This window comes from Candidatus Enterovibrio escicola (assembly GCF_002464935.1).
In the GTDB taxonomy this organism is placed as follows: Bacteria; Pseudomonadota; Gammaproteobacteria; order Enterobacterales; family Vibrionaceae; genus Enterovibrio; species Enterovibrio escicola.
Genome location: NZ_NBYY01000034.1, coordinates 158,915 through 175,899 on the forward strand (window position 1 = coordinate 158,915; position 16,985 = coordinate 175,899).

The 16,985-nt window shown below is 39.8% G+C and carries 15 protein-coding genes and 2 pseudogenes; 7 read left to right on the forward strand and 10 right to left on the reverse strand.

Annotated elements, in window-relative coordinates:
• Window positions 1–512: 512 nt before the first annotated feature.
• Both BTN49_RS21380 and BTN49_RS21385 read left to right on the forward strand, forming a co-directional pair.
• Entirely contained in the window at window positions 513–626 is a 114-nt protein-coding gene (locus tag BTN49_RS21380; RefSeq protein WP_097357278.1) for a hypothetical protein, read from the forward strand.
• A 22-nt stretch (window positions 627–648) separates the two neighbouring features.
• Window positions 649–882 carry a transposase gene (locus BTN49_RS21385; protein WP_146679433.1) on the forward strand — a complete coding sequence of 78 codons (234 nt, stop codon included), beginning with the start codon at window positions 649–651 and terminating at the stop codon, window positions 880–882.
• A 45-nt stretch (window positions 883–927) separates the two neighbouring features.
• On the opposite strand, the gene lptG is transcribed toward BTN49_RS21385, so the two are convergent.
• Window positions 928–2,001 (reverse strand): LPS export ABC transporter permease LptG, encoded by a 1,074-nt coding sequence (gene lptG, locus BTN49_RS11470; RefSeq protein ID WP_097357280.1) that lies wholly within the window; start codon window positions 1,999–2,001, stop codon window positions 928–930.
• Window positions 2,001–3,101 (reverse strand): LPS export ABC transporter permease LptF, encoded by a 1,101-nt coding sequence (gene lptF / locus BTN49_RS11475; RefSeq protein ID WP_097357281.1) that lies wholly within the window; start codon window positions 3,099–3,101, stop codon window positions 2,001–2,003. The genes lptG and lptF overlap by 1 nt, the downstream gene beginning before the upstream one ends.
• Window positions 3,102–3,294: 193 nt before the next feature.
• On the opposite strand from lptF, the gene pepA reads away from it, so the two are divergent.
• From pepA to mltC, 5 genes are all read left to right on the forward strand, one after another.
• Entirely contained in the window at window positions 3,295–4,803 is a 1,509-nt protein-coding gene (gene pepA / locus BTN49_RS11480) for a leucyl aminopeptidase (RefSeq protein ID WP_097357282.1), read from the forward strand.
• Between the two features lie 914 nt (window positions 4,804–5,717).
• Window positions 5,718–8,591 (forward strand): valine--tRNA ligase, encoded by a 2,874-nt coding sequence (locus tag BTN49_RS11485; protein WP_097357283.1) that lies wholly within the window; start codon window positions 5,718–5,720, stop codon window positions 8,589–8,591.
• Window positions 8,592–8,876: 285 nt separating this feature from the next.
• Window positions 8,877–9,941, forward strand: coding sequence for an A/G-specific adenine glycosylase (gene mutY, locus BTN49_RS11490; protein ID WP_097357284.1), 1,065 nt, complete (start codon window positions 8,877–8,879; stop codon window positions 9,939–9,941).
• 38 nt (window positions 9,942–9,979) lie between these two features.
• Window positions 9,980–10,252 carry an oxidative damage protection protein gene (locus BTN49_RS11495; RefSeq protein ID WP_097357285.1) on the forward strand — a complete coding sequence of 91 codons (273 nt, stop codon included), beginning with the start codon at window positions 9,980–9,982 and terminating at the stop codon, window positions 10,250–10,252.
• Between the two features lie 111 nt (window positions 10,253–10,363).
• Window positions 10,364–11,506, forward strand: coding sequence for a membrane-bound lytic murein transglycosylase MltC (mltC, locus tag BTN49_RS11500; protein WP_097357286.1), 1,143 nt, complete (start codon window positions 10,364–10,366; stop codon window positions 11,504–11,506).
• 201 nt (window positions 11,507–11,707) lie between these two features.
• Here mltC and BTN49_RS22720 read toward each other — a convergent pair.
• From BTN49_RS22720 to BTN49_RS19490, 8 genes and pseudogenes are all read right to left on the reverse strand, one after another.
• Window positions 11,708–12,391 (reverse strand): annotated as a pseudogene (locus BTN49_RS22720) (IS982 family transposase); the annotation flags it as partial.
• A 1,086-nt stretch (window positions 12,392–13,477) separates the two neighbouring features.
• The gene (locus tag BTN49_RS21390; RefSeq protein ID WP_146679445.1) at window positions 13,478–13,660 is read right to left on the reverse strand and encodes a transposase; all 183 of its coding nucleotides are present in this window, start codon (window positions 13,658–13,660) and stop codon (window positions 13,478–13,480) included.
• 366 nt (window positions 13,661–14,026) lie between these two features.
• The gene (locus tag BTN49_RS11515) at window positions 14,027–14,221 is read right to left on the reverse strand and encodes a transposase zinc-binding domain-containing protein (RefSeq protein ID WP_097357289.1); all 195 of its coding nucleotides are present in this window, start codon (window positions 14,219–14,221) and stop codon (window positions 14,027–14,029) included.
• A 516-nt stretch (window positions 14,222–14,737) separates the two neighbouring features.
• Window positions 14,738–14,851 (reverse strand): chemotaxis protein CheB, encoded by a 114-nt coding sequence (locus BTN49_RS21395; protein WP_146679449.1) that lies wholly within the window; start codon window positions 14,849–14,851, stop codon window positions 14,738–14,740.
• A gap of 43 nt (window positions 14,852–14,894) precedes the next feature.
• Complete coding sequence (locus BTN49_RS21400; protein WP_158523766.1) at window positions 14,895–15,173, reverse strand: chemotaxis protein CheB; 279 nt, start codon at window positions 15,171–15,173, stop codon at window positions 14,895–14,897.
• 182 nt (window positions 15,174–15,355) lie between these two features.
• Window positions 15,356–15,967, reverse strand: a complete 612-nt coding sequence (locus tag BTN49_RS11525) for a chemotaxis protein CheD (RefSeq protein WP_097357291.1) — start codon at window positions 15,965–15,967, stop codon at window positions 15,356–15,358.
• A 179-nt stretch (window positions 15,968–16,146) separates the two neighbouring features.
• Window positions 16,147–16,794: a CheR family methyltransferase gene (locus BTN49_RS11530; protein WP_241896513.1), complete on the reverse strand. Its 648-nt coding sequence runs from the start codon at window positions 16,792–16,794 to the stop codon at window positions 16,147–16,149.
• 9 nt (window positions 16,795–16,803) lie between these two features.
• Window positions 16,804–16,983: pseudogene (locus tag BTN49_RS19490) on the reverse strand (CheR family methyltransferase); the annotation flags it as partial.
• Window positions 16,984–16,985 lie beyond the last annotated feature (2 nt).

Consider the following 16,985-nt stretch of genomic DNA (forward strand, 5'->3'; position numbering starts at 1 on the left):
TACACACTTCAGCATCTTGGCGATTTCTGAATGATAATAGGCGATGTCATAGCGGAGATGACTGGATACGAATATTGCCCAATTCATAGTGAAAATACGTTTAAAATTCATTCATGCCTTTTATATGCTCAATCGTGCTAAATATATCACAGAAATGGATATGCCTTAAGCCCCACCATATATAGTTTCTGGGAGGAAATTCCTAGGTGAAATAAAACGAAAAAATAAACCTTCTCGCCTTTCCTTTAGCGAAGTGATAACGATAGTGATAGCTTTTCATCAATTTGGGTATCGAGACTTTAAAACGTAACACACCTAATTTGTCTACCATCACCTACCCTGATTTGATCGGCTATATGCGGATTCTTAAGTTGATGGAATCTGCTCTGATTCCCTTTTGTTCTTATCTGACGTACCAAAAGGCCAAGCCTGCTAACATCACGTTCGTTTATTTCACCAAGCTTTAAGTCTATCACAATTTACGTATTCCACGGCATCGAGTATTTGAGGGGATGGCTAAACGAAGTAAGGAGACGATAAGACGGTTTTATGGCGTTAAACTTCACCTTATCATCAACGACCTAAGAAGGTATCATTTAAGTAAAGATAACAGCAGCCAATGTTGATGGCAGAGAACCCGTGCCTGATATGACCGATAACCTCTGGAGAACACTCTATGGAGATAAAGGGTATATATTTGGCTCCTTTAAAAGAGCATTCAACGAGAAATTGGTTAGTTTCATCACAAATACACGGAAGAACATGAAACCAAAAAATATATCCAAAATAGAGTATTCTCGGCACCGAAGTGGGATAAAATCTATAATCAACCTTATTGCTGGACTCATTACATATACGTTACAACAAAAAAGGTGGCCTTAAAATTACTCGGCTTGAGAAGCCGCTCTTATACAGATCTGAGGTTAATTATAACTTGCGATTAAGATAATATAACGTAACAGTAACAAAAACCAGACTTGGCGCTGAGGCTCCAAAGAGGGGATGCAAACGATAGACCAAGGTTAATGGTCCAAATACCTCGTTAAATATATAAAATAGAAAACCAACAATAACCCCTGACAGCACCCTCGCTCCCATTGTGACAGAACGTAGTGGACCAAACACGAAACTCAATGCCAGCAACATCATCACACCAATAGAAAACGGCTGAAATACTTTCCGCCACAACGCCAATTCATAACCAGAGAAATCCTGATCAGACGCTCGAAGGTATTCAACATAACTATAGACGCCACTCAGCGACAATTCTTCGGGCTTAACGGTAACAATCGCGAGTTTTTCTGGGGTCAATGTAGTATGCCAAATCAATTCATCTTGATTAATTTTAGTTAATTTGTCTATGCCTTCAAAGTACGTGATAGTGACACTTCTAAGCATCCAATTATCTTTACCAAGAAAGATCCCACTTTCCGCAAAGACCATTTCTTCTAGTTCCTGCTTATCATCAAATTTCCAGATATTGATCCCTGTTAATGATTCTTTCTTATCGGTACGAGCAATATAGATGAAATCATTGCTGTCTTTAGCCCAAACACCGTGACGAGTCGACATCACGCTACCACCTGCTTTCGCAAATGCTCGTAGTTCCCGTGCCGATTTTTGTGCTTCAGGTACACCCCATTGAGCAAGAGCTAACACAATCAGCATTAAAGGCATGGCTGTTTTTAATACCGCCCGTACAATGTCTGATTTCGAGAAACCCGCAGCTTGCATGACGATAAGTTCAGAACTCGAAGCCAATGTACCCAGTCCAATCAATGCACCAAGCAACACGGCCATAGGAAAGAACATTTCAATATCCCGAGGTAAACTCAGCAACACATATTTCACTGCAGTCATCATAGTAAAAGTACCTTCTCCTACAGAACGCAACTGTTCAACAAACTTAATGATGCTTGATAACCCCACCAAGGTCGCCAAACACAATGTGGTTGTCATACTTATAGTACGCCCAATATAGATATCGAGAATTTTAAACACTAGGCAGTTCTTCGCAGAAGATACTTGAGTTTACGCATAAGCAAACTATCCCAGCTAATAAGCAACAAGGCCAGCAACAAGGCCACCATGTGGACACTCCACGACCCTATGTTTGGGGCTAAATTTTCTTCTTCTATTGCAGATTTTGCGGCGCTTAATGCCAAGAAATACGTCAGATAGATCAACACAGCAGGAAATAGTTTAGCGAAGCGTCCTTGCCGGGGTTCCACCACCGAAAGTGGCACAACTATCATCGTCATCAGTGGAATACATAACACCAGTGATATACGCCATTGAAGCTCTGCCTGTGCACTTAGGGATTTTTCATTAATCAATTTCTGTGTTGGTACAGCATCCCAGTCTCGATGTTTTTGTCTCACTTTTGGATGGCCGATCAATACCTGATAATTGTCATAGTCAGTGATGTTGTAATCAAGACGTGTCGGTACACCTTCATAACGGACACCGTTCTTCAGATCTAACACTTGACGACCGTCTGATAGTTCAGAGATAAAACCTTTTTTGGCAATGACGACATTGGGGCGTAATGTCCCTCGATGCACAGACTGTGCGATAAATATTTTATGCAGATCTCTACCATTCCCTGTAATGTCGTTGATGAATACCACAGCTTCACCATCTGGTGTAGTCTGTATCTGACCTTTAAGTAGCAATTTAAGCCCAGTATCCGCTTCAAGGTTTTCCATCAATTTTATTTCTTTGTTATTCGCCCACGGTGTTAACCAAAGTGAGTTAAATGCCGCTAACACACCAGTGATCAGTGCAAGATATAGTGCAGCGTGGATCAGAAACTTATTTCCAATCCCAGTTGCGTTCATTACAATTATTTCACTTTCCGTGTAGAGACGACCAAAAGTGATCAATATTCCAATATAAAGACTGAGTGGTAACATCAACATAGCCATGCTTGGCATATACAGACCTACCACGGTTAATACATCACTGCTCGGAATTGATCCACCTATAGAATACGCCAAGACACGAATAAATTTCTGACAGAAAAAAACTAAAAATAATACAAACATCACAGCAACTTGCGTTTTGACTGTCTCACGGATCAAATACCGAACAATAATCACGGACTTTTACCTTAAGAAAACTTGTTTTTCCACACGAATCACTATAGTTTCTGGATAAATTGGTTGTTTTTAAATCTTGTGGCCACGTGTCAGTATGCTTGTTTCAATTTACCTCGAACATATTTTCGGATACTGATGAAACAAACATTATCCAGTATTTATCCCCACTTGTCTTTAGAATATAGGAGTAGGCATGGAGTTCAGTGTAAAAAGTGGAAGTCCCGAAAAACAGCGTAGCGCTTGTATCGTAGTCGGTGTGTTTGAACCACGTCGTCTATCAACAAACGCAGAGAAGCTAGATAAGATTAGTGACGGATATATCAGTAGCCTGTTGCGGCGTGGAGACCTCGAAGGCAAACCTAGCCAGATGCTCCTCTTGCATCACGTTCCTAATATACTGTCCGAACGTATACTACTTGTTGGCTGTGGTAAAGAACGTGAGCTCGGAGAGCGTCAATACAAAGAAATAATTAAGAATACCATCAACACACTGAATGAAACTGGCTCAATGGAAGCGGTCTGCTTCCTGACTGAACTACACGTGAAAGGTCGTGATACTTACTGGAAAGTCCGCCAAGCTGTTGAAAGCACGAAAGATAGCCTCTACACTTTCAATCAATTCAAAAGTTTAAAATCAGAAACACGCCGTCCTCTCCGTAAACTAGTGTTCAATGTACCAACACGTCGCGAATTAAACTTAGGTGAACGAGCTATTTTTCATGGCCTCGCGGTATCCTCTGGTGTTAATGCCTGTAAGGATTTAGGCAATATGCCACCAAACGTGGCAAATCCAGCATACCTCGCATCACAAGCTCGCCGTCTAGCTGATGATTATAAAAAAGTTACCACTAAGATCATTGGTGAACAAGAAATGAAAGAACTTGGTATGACCTCTTACCTAGCAGTCGGTCAAGGATCAAAAAACGAATCCATGATGTCCGTAATTGAATACAAAGGGCATCCAAACTCAGATGTCAAACCGATCGTATTAATTGGCAAGGGTTTAACATTCGATGCTGGCGGTATCTCTTTGAAGCAAGCTGCTAACATGGACGAAATGAAGTACGACATGTGTGGTGCAGCGGCGGTATTCGGCACAATGCAGGCTCTAGTGGAACTGGAATTGCCTATCAACGTAATTGGTGTATTAGCAGGATGTGAGAACATGCCTGGTGGCAACGCGTATAGACCTGGTGACATAGTCACCACCATGTCAAAACAAACAGTTGAGGTATTAAATACCGATGCAGAAGGGCGCTTGGTACTATGTGATGCACTAACGTATGTTGAACGATTTAATCCCGAATGTGTTATTGACATTGCAACACTGACCGGCGCATGTATCATAGCTCTCAGCCATCATATTAGTGGTTTGATATCAAACCACAATCCTCTAGCACATGAAATTGTGAATGCATCAGATCAGGCGAGTGACCGAGCATGGAGGCTACCAATGACTGAAGAGTATCAAGAGCAGATCAAGAGCCCATTTGCCGACATGGCAAACATAGGAAGCCTAGGTGGAGGTGCCATCACAGCGGGGTGTTTCTTGTCACGTTTCGCTAAGAAGTACAACTGGGCGCACCTAGATGTCGCAGGAACCTCATTTCAAAGTGGTATTGATAAAGGAGCAACAGGCCGTCCAGTCCCGTTGCTCGTTCAGTTTTTGCTGAACCGATCAGGCATAGAGATAATTGAATGACACTTCACTCAATAAGAAGAGGAGATTCAGACCTCCTTTTCTTTCTCATACCATTTATTTGATGATATTTCAGCAGAAAACTGGGGGATTTCCCATCTACTTCTAGGTAAAAATCATGACATAGTTTGTCTAATAATGACTAATGAAAGGTAGTTAAACTTTCTCACAGACTTTTTTGTTCTATTTTTAAATGTCCTCTTTAAGACCTGTTTCTGCATTGATAAAATTTAATGTCCCATATTTAACCTCGAAGCAACCGGAGGTACTGGAAGAAATGGCATCCTAGAAATGAAGAGGCAAAGGCATTGAAAGATGAAAAACTGGCGAAGTGGCAAAAGGACAGGGGTTATCACCAACGCTCATTAGTAGAGACAGCAACGTTTCGCTATAAACAGTTGCTCAGCCCTAAACCTAACTCTTCGTGATTATAATACTCAAGTTGGTGACGATCTGGCAAATGTGAAAACGATAAACAAAGTTATAAGATTCAGTATACCTGTTTGCCAGCAGATAAATTAAGACTGTGAAAAAGATTAGAATCAGTGCATTATAGGCCTAATTCAATCAACAATGCCATTCCAGATAACTAAATCTTTTAATAAATTTAACATAATTAAACGGCAATTAGCGTGCCTTCTTTTACGAAAATGTTAAACTCCGTGCTTTACAAGAGGCACTATCTAGAAACAAGCGTGAAAGCTTTACACAATTTTCTAAATGGCAAAGCATCAAATCCGTACCCTTGCCATTGAAGTAATACCCGATACCCAAAGTAATTGACGGTTCAACTAAGCGATAAATGATTGAGTACCTATGAATACAGGTAGAGTATGTCATCAGGATGAATAACCCAGTCAAAAACGCTATGATCTCGAATATAAAGGGTAAACTTACACTTATCCATCAAGAGCGCTATGGAAAAGACATATCACCCAACTTCAATTGAACAAGCCTTATACCAGTTCTGGGAAGAGGCTGGTTACTTCAAACCTCATGGTGACACGTCAAAAGATGCTTATAGCATCATGATCCCACCACCTAACATCACTGGCAACCTGCATATGGGTCATGCATTCCAAGAGACTATCATGGACATTCTGATCAGGTGCGAGCGAATGAAAGGAAAGAACACCTTGTGGCAAGTGGGTACCGACCACGCAGGTATCGCAACGCAAATGGTTGTTGAACGTAAGATCGCAGCAGAAGAGGGAAAAACCAAACACAATTACGGTCGTGACGCGTTCATCAACAAAATCTGGGAATGGAAAAACGAATCAGGTGGCACTATCACCAAACAAATGCGTCGTCTGGGTGCCTCTGTAGATTGGAATCGTGAGCGCTTCACCATGGATGATGGCCTATCTAATGCCGTTCAAGAAGCGTTTGTTCGTCTGTACCAAGAAAATCTTCTCTACCGTGGAAAACGTCTGGTTAACTGGGATCCTAAGTTGCATACCGCGATCTCAGATATCGAAGTTGAGAACAAAAACATTAAAGGTTACATGTGGCACTTCCGCTACCCATTAGCAGACGGGGTAAAGACCGCGAAAGGTAAAAACTACATCGTAGTAGCAACTACCCGTCCAGAAACTATTCTCGGCGATACAGGTGTCGCGATACATCCAAAAGATCCCCGTTACATGGATTTAATTGGCAAAAAAATCATTCTCCCTATAGTTGACCGGAAGATTCCTATCTTAGGGGATGAATACATAGATATGAGTAAAAATACAGGTTGTGTAAAAATTACCCCTGCACACGACTTTAATGACTATGAAATAGGTAAGCGTCACAACCTAGCAATGATCAACATTCTGACCTTCAATGCAGATATCCGTGATAGTGCTGAAGTATTTTCTTCAAATGGTGAAAAGAGTAATATTTACAGCACTGAAATTCCAGTTAAATATCAAGGAATGGATCGTTTTTCTGCCCGTAAGGCGATCGTAGATGAGTTCGATAAACTCGGTTTGCTAGAAGACATTAAAGATCACGATCTCGCCATTCCGTATGGGGATCGTGGAGGCGTAGTTATCGAACCCATGCTGACAACACAATGGTACGTACATGCCGCCGCACTTGCAAAACCTGCTATTAAAGCAGTTGAGAATGGTAACATTCGGTTTGTACCTCAGCAATACGAGAACATGTACTTCGCTTGGATGCGTAATATCCAAGACTGGTGTATCTCCCGTCAGCTGTGGTGGGGCCACCGCATTCCTGCATGGTATGACAACGACGGCAACGTTTACGTCGGACGCACTGAAGAAGAAGTTCGTGGACAACACAACTTGGAACCTATCGTTGTTCTGCGCCAAGATGATGATGTACTGGATACATGGTTCTCGTCATCTCTGTGGACCTTTGGTACACAGGGGTGGCCAGAACAAACTAATGATCTAAAAACTTTCCATCCCTCTGATGTATTGGTAACTGCTTTTGATATCATCTTTTTTTGGGTTGCTCGCATGATTATGATGACCATGCACTTATGTAAAGACGAAGACGGTAATCCACAGATTCCATTTAAAACCATCTACGTAACGGGTCTTATCCGTGACGAGAACGGTGAAAAAATGTCAAAGTCTAAGGGTAACGTACTTGACCCTATTTATATGATAGATGGTATCGATCTTGAATCTCTGGTTAAAAAACGTTGTGATAACATGATGCAGCCTCAGCTAGCGGAGAAGATTAAAAAGAATACCCGTGAAACATTTAAAGGTGGCATTAAACCTTATGGTACTGATGCCCTGCGTTTCACTCTTGCGGCAATGGCTTCAACGGGTCGTGACATCAACTGGGACATGAAACGTCTTGAGGGTTATCGTAACTTCTGTAACAAAATATGGAATGCAAGCCGCTACGTACTGATAAATACCAAAGAGTATGATTGTGGTTTCTCTTCATCTCAAGATCAGTGCAGTGAGATGGAATTCTCACTGGCAGACAAGTGGATCGAATCTCAATTCCAACTAACGGCGAAAGACTTCAATGCACATATCGATAACTTCCGTTTCGATATGGCAGCAAACACCTTGTACGAGTTCATCTGGAACCAATTTTGTGACTGGTACCTAGAGCTAACAAAAGCTATTCTGTGGAAAGGAACTAAAGTGCAACAGTGCGCAGCCCGTTATACGCTGATTACTGTGCTTGAAAAAACACTACGTCTTTCGCACCCAATTCTGCCATATATCACCGAGTCAATCTGGCAGGATGTCAAACAGATCATCAGTCATATTGAGGGTAACACCATTATGTTACAACCACTTCCTCAATACGAGGAAACACTACTTGACATAGAAACACTAGCAGATATTGAGTGGGTGAAAGCCTTTATCACGGCGATCCGTAACTTACGTGCAAAGTACAACATTGCACCCAATAAAGAGCTAGATGTAATGCTGAACGTAATTGATGAGAACGATGTAGAGCGACTAAAGGCTAACAAACAAGTATTGGTATTTCTCGCAAAATTAAAAGGCATCCGTGTTTTAACTGAAGATGAGGAGGTACCAGCATGTGCAACCTCATTGGTTGGTAAGTCTACGCTGATGATCCCAATGGGAGGTCTCATCAACAAGAATATAGAACTAGCACGTCTGAACAAAGAAATTGCTAAAATAAAAAATGAGATCAAACACATTGACTATAAGTTATGCAACAAAGAGTTTGTGGCGAAAGCCCCTAAAACCATTGTTACAGCTATACGCGATAAGCTAAATGGCTACAACGAAACACTGGTAAAATTGAACAAACAAAAAGCGACGATCGCTGGTCTATAATTCATACAAACACTAGGAAGTGTTGATCTTTAACAAGTGATTTTTGAACAGCATGGTGAAGCGTTATACTTACTTCCTTAAAAACAATCTAGATGACAACACAATGCCTAGTAACAACGAAAAGTTAAGCTAACCGAGAACTATCCAAAGTTCAAGCAACTCTTCAAGCATGTCATCTAACAGCATATTATTTACTAAGATGACCACAATATTACAGCCTTTTATGTGCCAGTTTGCTAGAATTACCGTTAGAATAAATATGTATCCCCAAAAAGAGCAAGTAAAGTGAAACAGTTTTTTTCCGACGCCATCTTAGCTTGGTATCACCAATATGGGCGAAAAACTCTACCTTGGCAGTTTAAAAAAACACCTTATAAGGTATGGCTATCCGAGATCATGTTACAGCAAACACAAGTTATCACCGTCATTCCTTACTTCGAGCGATTTAGCGTACGATTCCCAACCGTGGTTGATTTAGCCAATGCAGAACTGAATGACGTTCTGCACTTATGGACAGGCCTTGGCTACTATGCACGAGCTCGGAACCTTCACAAGGCCGCGAAGAAAATCGTATCCGACTATCAGGGTAAATTCCCTACCTCTATAAAAGATGTCATGAGTCTCCCAGGTGTAGCCCGTTCAACTGCAGGTGCGATCTTATCACTGTCGTTAAGTCAACATCATCCAATTTTAGATGGTAACGTGAAACGTACCTTGGCACGTCACTTCGCAGTAGAAGGCTGTCCTAGCAAAAGATCCGTCGAGAATCTCCTTTGGGAATTTGCGGAAGCCAACACTCCCGTCTACGGTGTACAACACTATAATCAGGCCATAATGGACATCGGATCCATGATTTGTACTTGGAGAAAACCAAAGTGCAAAATCTGCCCTATCAACATAAGTTGTAACGCTTATACACTTGGCCGACAAACTGATTTTCCCAGCAAAAAAACAAAAAGAAAACTACCAGAACAAGATATTTGCTTTGTAATCCTCCAATATGCCAATTATATTTGGCTTGAGCAACGCCCAACTAATGGGTTATGGGGTGGCTTATGGTGCTTACTCAAGATAAAAGAACAAAATATCGATTCATTTATTAAAACCAAACTGATCGGATCGGAGTCTTCAAATCCTGAATACCTGCCTAGATTTCGTCATACCTTTAGCCATTTTCATTTAAACATCATGCCACTTCTATTCAAGCTGAAGGGAAAACAAGCCTTCATAGGCCAAAACGAGATCATAGATGGCAACCGTGGTTTTTGGTATAACTTAAATCAACCAGCAAAAGTCGGACTACCTACCCCCGTACAAAAACTACTAGAACACCTAACAAAAAATTCATAATTCGGCAATAGCCGGACAATAGATCGAGGAACTGAGAAATGAACCGTACCGTTTTTTGTGATCACCTAAAAAAAGAAGTAGAAGGCCTTGATTCTCAATCATATCCAGGTGACTTGGGTAAACGAATTTTTACAAACATATCAAAAGAAGCATGGGCACTCTGGCAAAAAAAACAAACCATGTTAATCAACGAAAGAAAGCTGAGCTTGATAAATCAAGAGCACCGTAAACTAATTGAAACTGAAATGGTAAAATTCCTATTTGAAGGACATAATACCGTGATCAAAGGCTACTCTCCCCCAGAGAAATAAATTCTATATTCAAGATACGTCACAATTTTACTATATTATTTTAGACATAAAGGCATCCTGATTACTCTAAATCTGGAGATCTGGGCTTCCTTTTCCACTTGTACATCATTTATGAAACTATGTCGCTTGGTCACACTGCTCGTACTCATGATCCTCATCACGGGATGCACCCGAGAGAGGATGGAATCCATCTACCAAGTAGATTACAAAACCACTAATAGATTTGCAAAGAATCTTGCACCACTTCCAGGTCAGTTCCAAAAAGATTCCACCGCACTAAATCAACTTATTACTAGTTTTACTAACGATATTCAGACTCTATGGGGAAAGGATAACGTATACGTATCTGGAAAACGAGATTATGTCAAATACACAGACGATTATCAAAGCCGCGCTCGCGTGGACTTTACCAATGGTTATATAACTATTGAAACCGTTGCTACCACACAACCCAAGCAACACTTAAAACAAGCGATCATCACCACACTATTAACACCGAGTAACCCTGCGACAGTTGATTTGTACTCAGCAGCTGACGTACCTCTCAAAGGCCATCCATTTCTACAGGGACAAATTCTCGACCAAGATGGAAAAGAGATCACATGGGAGTGGCGCGCCCATCGCTATGCAAACCATTTAGTCACAAACAACATCAAAACTAAATCGTTACGTTTCCAAAAGGTGTTTTATGTTGAAATTACCATGGTTTCTGATCATTCAAGTAGGCGTCAATACCAATATGCGGATTTAATCCGCAACGCTTCTCGCCGCTATGACATCTCAGAAGAATTAATTTACTCCATCATCAAGACAGAGAGCAGTTTCAACCCATATGCGGTGAGTTGGGCAAATGCCTATGGTTTAATGCAAGTCGTGCCAAAAACAGCAGGTCGTGATGTATTTAAGTTAGTAAAAAAACTCTCAGGTGAGCCGTCTCCAGAATACCTTTTTGATCCAGCCAAAAATATTGATATGGGAACAGCCTATTTCTACATTCTCAAAACACGCTACCTAAAAGACGTACGCGACCCACTTTCAAAACACTACAGTATGATCTCCGCCTACAACGGTGGTACTGGGAATGCGTTAAAAGCCTTTCATCACTCTAACCGAAAACATGCTATGAATAATCTTAATCGGTTGAATCCCAATCAAGTGTACTGGGCACTGATAAATAAACATCCTTCTTTAGAATCGCGACGATATTTACAAAAGGTAATGAATTTCCAAAAAAAATATCAGTCAATGTTATAATTTCTTGCCCAATCTAACATTTTAAAACCAAATAGATAAAAATATAGACACAAAAAACTTGGATCATTTTTTGAAGGAATCTTATTCACGGTATCCGTCAAAAGACGGTACATGCTGTACTGAACGAAAAGCTCAAGTCGCAATCTGATCATTTGAATCAAGTCATCAGTCGCATAATAATTTTGGCATTAATATTTAATCTCAGATCTGCATAAACGCTTGCTTATAAAGCGGAGTTATCTTGATGTTCGGTTTCTTTGGTTGAAATGAATTCGCGATAAGCCACGCCAGCAAATTGATCATAAAGCTGATAGAACTACGGTGCCGTAAATGCTCGATTTGGGAGATGTTTTTTAGTAGTCAAAAACGGTTTTAATAATAAATCGTTTGCGGAGCATCAGTAAGTTCCAAAGTTTCATCACATTTGGTTCCATATTTTTTCACACCCGTTATCAGTGTCACTCCCTTGTCTTCGAGTTCCCGCTCCAGTGGACCAGAGATATAACCTTTATCTCCGTATAAACACCGCCAAAGTTCGTCAGCCATTTCCAGAACAAGCTTCCTATCATCCATGTTAACTATCATTACTTTAACTAAGATAATGCCACTTTTGTCATTGATAATAAGGTGTAATTTGAAGCCGTAAAACCACCACATCGTTCCTTTTCCTTGCTTTGAAGCATCTTATAAAAACCTGATGTCTGAGAATGCGTAGGTTTTAAAAAACCTGTAGCTTGGACGAATCAACGAAAGTCATCCCTGTCGGCTTTGCCTGATGGTTAGTGAGGTAAGAGCAAAGTGGATGTAATAGGTTTTGAAGTTTCGATACTCCGATTGATGGAAAGTTATCACTGCGCTAACGGAAAGGCGTGAAAGCTTATTTTTTGTTTATCAGTCAGTGGAATAATGATAATTATCATCTATGTTCATCAATTTTAGTTTCGTGACTTTAAAACGTATTACACGTAATTTGTCTGCCGTCACCTAACAGGTAACTTCCATGATTTAACCCGCTATACGAGGATGCCTAAATTGATGCAAAGTGCTCTGGTTTCCCTTTGTTATTATCTGATAAAGCTCTAAGGCAAACCTACTGGCATCGTCTGTTTGAAGGAGGCAAATGAGGTAAGGGAACGATAGGATAATTCTATGGCTTTAAACTTCACCCTATCATCAACGATCAAAGCGCTATCATTTCGGTATAGGTAGGTAACAACAACCAATATTCATATAACTTTGGGATCATCTGATCCTGAGAAAGCGATTTATCATCGATGACAGTTTTTAATCAACTAAAAATATATCCCCAATAGAGTATTTTCGGCAATGAAGTTGAGTTCGGCTTTTGGTAGACCTTAATTACTAGACTCATTTCTTATACGTTTAAATTAAAAAATCCTAGCCATAAAATCACTCGGCTTAAAAAATACGTGCTTATATAGAGCTGAGGTTAATTACCATTACGGAAAGCCTCAACAGTTAGATTATACAAATAACCATATAAAGCCAACGGGTTATGTATTCAATAAGTTGAATAGTTCGTTGGTATGACAGGCAACCCAGTTATCGACTACTGCAGATGTCATCTGTCTTAACAAGGATTTGCAATCCATAAAAGAATTCATTTTCTAGACGTGAATCAACTTTTTGAACAAAAACAATATCAATTAACCACTATCGAAAGCAAATAAATTAAAGCATACACCATGCTTTACGTCAGAGAGCCGAACCCACTCCATACCTCTCCCACCAAACACACATTTTAAGGGATTACGACCTGCTACCTCTTCGAAAAGCTCTACATAGCTGATATGTTTGGTTTAGCTCATCATTGCATCCACCAAGTCTCCTGCTGCCCTCACTATTACCTTCACACCACGTCTTAAAGCTCGCTGTCGACTGAAGACTATAACATCTAACTCATTGAAATCGTTCAGAAAAAATGTGGTAAACTAGCCTACCAATATATACCTAAGCATCCACTTTTTCATACGTTTTCAACTTCATTTTATGTGATTGATAGTAATACCTGACTTGATGACCGTCATACCCAACTATCTTAGATAAGCTGATCGGCGGAGATGACAAATATTTGGTTAGGTATCGTATTAACCCTAGGTAGCTTTTTAACCCTAGGTAGCTTTTGCTTGGGATTTTATTTTTACGACCATTGCTAGGATGGGCATAGAAACCATCAGGATAATTAACTCATAAGGTTCTAATCACATATGGACGCGCCGGAAACTCAATCTCCATTATTAACTTCAGTAAGTATTTTTGCCAAAGTAATCGTAGCTGAGATAACGATAAATGCTGAAACCATTTCCAATCTTGGTTTGAAGGAAAGAATTCACCTTCAGCTAGTATCACATGTAAATATGGATTATAGTTACCATCACGACTATGGGTATGAATGAAAAAAATGATGGCGATTTCATACGCATCAGTCTTAAAGTGCGCCTAAATCAACTCTGATAAGCAGGCTTCTGCCAAGACCATAAACCTAAAATACAAACACTTCTAATTGGAGTGATTATGGATAGGAATACGAAGTTGCTCAGGCAATGTTAAGACAACTTGCCAATAGCTCACTCTAGGAAACAGGCGGACGCATATTTTAACCATACTTTCCCGTGCATAATGCTTTCCACATTGCAGACAAGCTTTCCCCTTACAACTAAAGTTAACTTTATGTTGCCCTTGACCGCAACCCAAGCATTAGTAAGTGGCAAAGCCATTTTTTAAGCTTCCACACTTCAGTATCTTAGCAATTTATGAATGATAATAATCAGTGTCATGGCGAGGATGACTGGATACGAATATGGCCCAATTCGTAGTGAAAATACGTTTAAAGTGAAGCAGCTTAGATTTGATACTTTTGAAATTAATTCATGCCTTTTATCTCTTCAATCGTGCTAAATGTATCACAGAAATGGACATTCCTTAATCACCCCCACATATAGTTTCTGGGAGGAAATGCTTAGGTGAAAGAACACACGACCAAGCCAACGTATCAAAGTAGATAGATTTATTTTCTAGATAAAACCTAATCTCTTCCTAGTCATCTATTCAATAAATAGATTTTGTATAAAATTCTTAATTTTTTCATGGTGACAAGCTCTGCTGGCACGTGCAGAAAAAACCTACATCAACGTAACACCACAGCAAAAAACAATGATCTTTAACACCACTTTTGGTTTCAAAGACCGTATTATCCGTAGATTTTATTTACTATGTAATTTGCAATGTTTTCCAAGGGAATACACACTGAACCGCCTCTAATTCAATAACTACTTTCGGCATCCCCCACACCACTGCGCTTTTCTCATCTTGTACGATGTTAATTGCCTTCTACTTTATGCATTTTTAGCATCCATTAAGTGCCATCTCATCCCATGCCAGTTAACACAATCGATGTTGCATACTTTCCTGCGGTTTCCGCAATCTCGGAGAACATCACATCCACAGAGAGTCTGTAATATTTAACAGGATATCTATCACAACATACACAGGAATAACAACCCGATCTTCGAACCACCCTTATGTAATAATCTCCCAGTGCCACATAGACATATCCATTCACGAGCGGTGCACGCACTGCTTCCAGTTCCTGAACGCGAAGCTTAGAATGGCAGTTTAATCGCTCAGCAAACGATTTACTGGACACTGATTTGATATTCTTTAGTTTCCCGCTATCAATTCATTAGAATCCACCGCCAAACCACCACTTTTAACGGTGACTTTGAGTTAATTATTTCACTGAAACAATGCTCAAGAAATTGCAGAGTCATCAATTATACTTACTTTATATACTCTATCTTTCATTAAGATAACTCTACACTGTCTTCATCATTTCGTTTCATTAACCAGACAATCGTTGTAGTAGTTTTCTCTTATTTCCATATTATTATAATAACCTCGCAACTTTTTTACCCATGCTTGTCCTGTCATTGGATCAAAAATCACTTTCCTCGGATACACATTCCCTAGGTCTCTACTAATCACTATCAGCTCTTCACTTGCAACATAATCTAGGATAAAGATAATGTTTTCATTTCCAATCCTTACCTTATTTTCTATGACGAATCCACCACCAAACAATTTAATCCGCAACCGATCTTTTACTGCTCCTTGCTGTATCATGGTGTTAACCAGCAACTCCATCGCGTAATTTCCATACCGTGCAGCATGAGATCGCCATTGGCTGGGATCCCACTCTTTGATATTATTCTCATCACCAAAGGGCAGCATAAAGTGATTCATCCCACCAAGTGCGACACACGGATCCCATATACAGGTCGAAATACACGATCCTAACACCGTAGAAATAAGTTCCCGTTGCGACGTGACATACACATCACCAAGCTGAACTTGCACCATCATCATCTGCTTATTGGGATAATAAAAACGCCGCATCCCCGCGCTAAGAGGGCAACCAGTAAGCTCTAGGATTTTATGCATAAAAATCTCTGTTGCTCCTAAGATTTCAAACCATATATTTTTATCTGAAGATATAACGTTATTAATTTATTTTTCTTTCAGTATTGCCGATCCGATCCCACAGTCCATTTATATTCAGTGAATCCATTAGTTTTCTACCTAGCTATGATCCGAAATACTTCATATATATTATTATGTAATTAATCTTTACGAAACATTGTTTGACCTAGGTTCTCAAAACGGCTCCCCATATCACCGATACTTTCTGCATGGCCGATAAAAAGGATACCGTCCTTACCAAGTCTTTGCCAAAAACGAGAAATGAGAAGTTGCTGAATATTTTTTTCAAAATAAATCATGACATTACGACAGAAGATGACATCAAAATAACCTTTATGTGGCCATGTCTCTATTATATTTAATAATTTAAACGTGATGTGTTTTTGCAACAAAAAATTTACTTTTAGAATCTCTTGTTCATCCCCACAACAGAATATAAACCACTGATTTAAATAGGATCTAGGGATTAAGTTGATAGCATCTACACTGTAATATCCATGTTTCGCGACATCTAACACATGAGTGTTTAAATCAGTTGCCAATATTTTGCAGTCGTAAGCACGTGATAGCAACCCATGGTACGCTAACGTAGATGCAATACTATAGGGCTCTTCACCTGTCGAACAACCCACAGACCAGATGCGGATTCGCCGTTTTTTTTTCTGCTGCCACTCTGGAATTATCTTATTAGATAAGTACTCGAAGTGATGTTTTTCCCTAAAAAACTGTGTTTTATTAGTAGTCAGTGCATTAATGAAGGATATTCGCTCATCTAAATTACAATTCACAAAGGATAAGTAGGATCTAAAACTACTTATCCCAGTTTTTCGTAATCGTCTTACCAATCGAGCATACACCATAGACGTTTTACAATCAGAGATTGATATCCCAGTTTCTCTGAGCATAACATCTTGAATAAATGAAAAATCTTCAGAGGTAAAATCAAACTCCCGAGCTTCATTTATTGAATTCAACATCT

What these genes read in the sequence shown, in the direction of transcription:
- pepA (WP_097357282.1), top strand. Translation starts at nt 3,295, where the DNA reads ATGGAGTTCAGTGTAAAAAGTGGAAGTCCCGAAAAACAGCGTAGCGCT.
- BTN49_RS21380 (WP_097357278.1), top strand. Translation starts at nt 513, where the DNA reads ATGGCTAAACGAAGTAAGGAGACGATAAGACGGTTTTATGGCGTTAAA.
- BTN49_RS11525 (WP_097357291.1), bottom strand. Translation starts at nt 15,967, where the DNA reads ATGCATAAAATCCTAGAGCTTACTGGTTGCCCTCTTAGCGCGGGGATG.
- BTN49_RS11485 (WP_097357283.1), top strand. Translation starts at nt 5,718, where the DNA reads ATGGAAAAGACATATCACCCAACTTCAATTGAACAAGCCTTATACCAG.
- mltC (WP_097357286.1), top strand. Translation starts at nt 10,364, where the DNA reads ATGAAACTATGTCGCTTGGTCACACTGCTCGTACTCATGATCCTCATC.
- BTN49_RS21385 (WP_146679433.1), top strand. Translation starts at nt 649, where the DNA reads ATGACCGATAACCTCTGGAGAACACTCTATGGAGATAAAGGGTATATA.
- BTN49_RS11495 (WP_097357285.1), top strand. Translation starts at nt 9,980, where the DNA reads ATGAACCGTACCGTTTTTTGTGATCACCTAAAAAAAGAAGTAGAAGGC.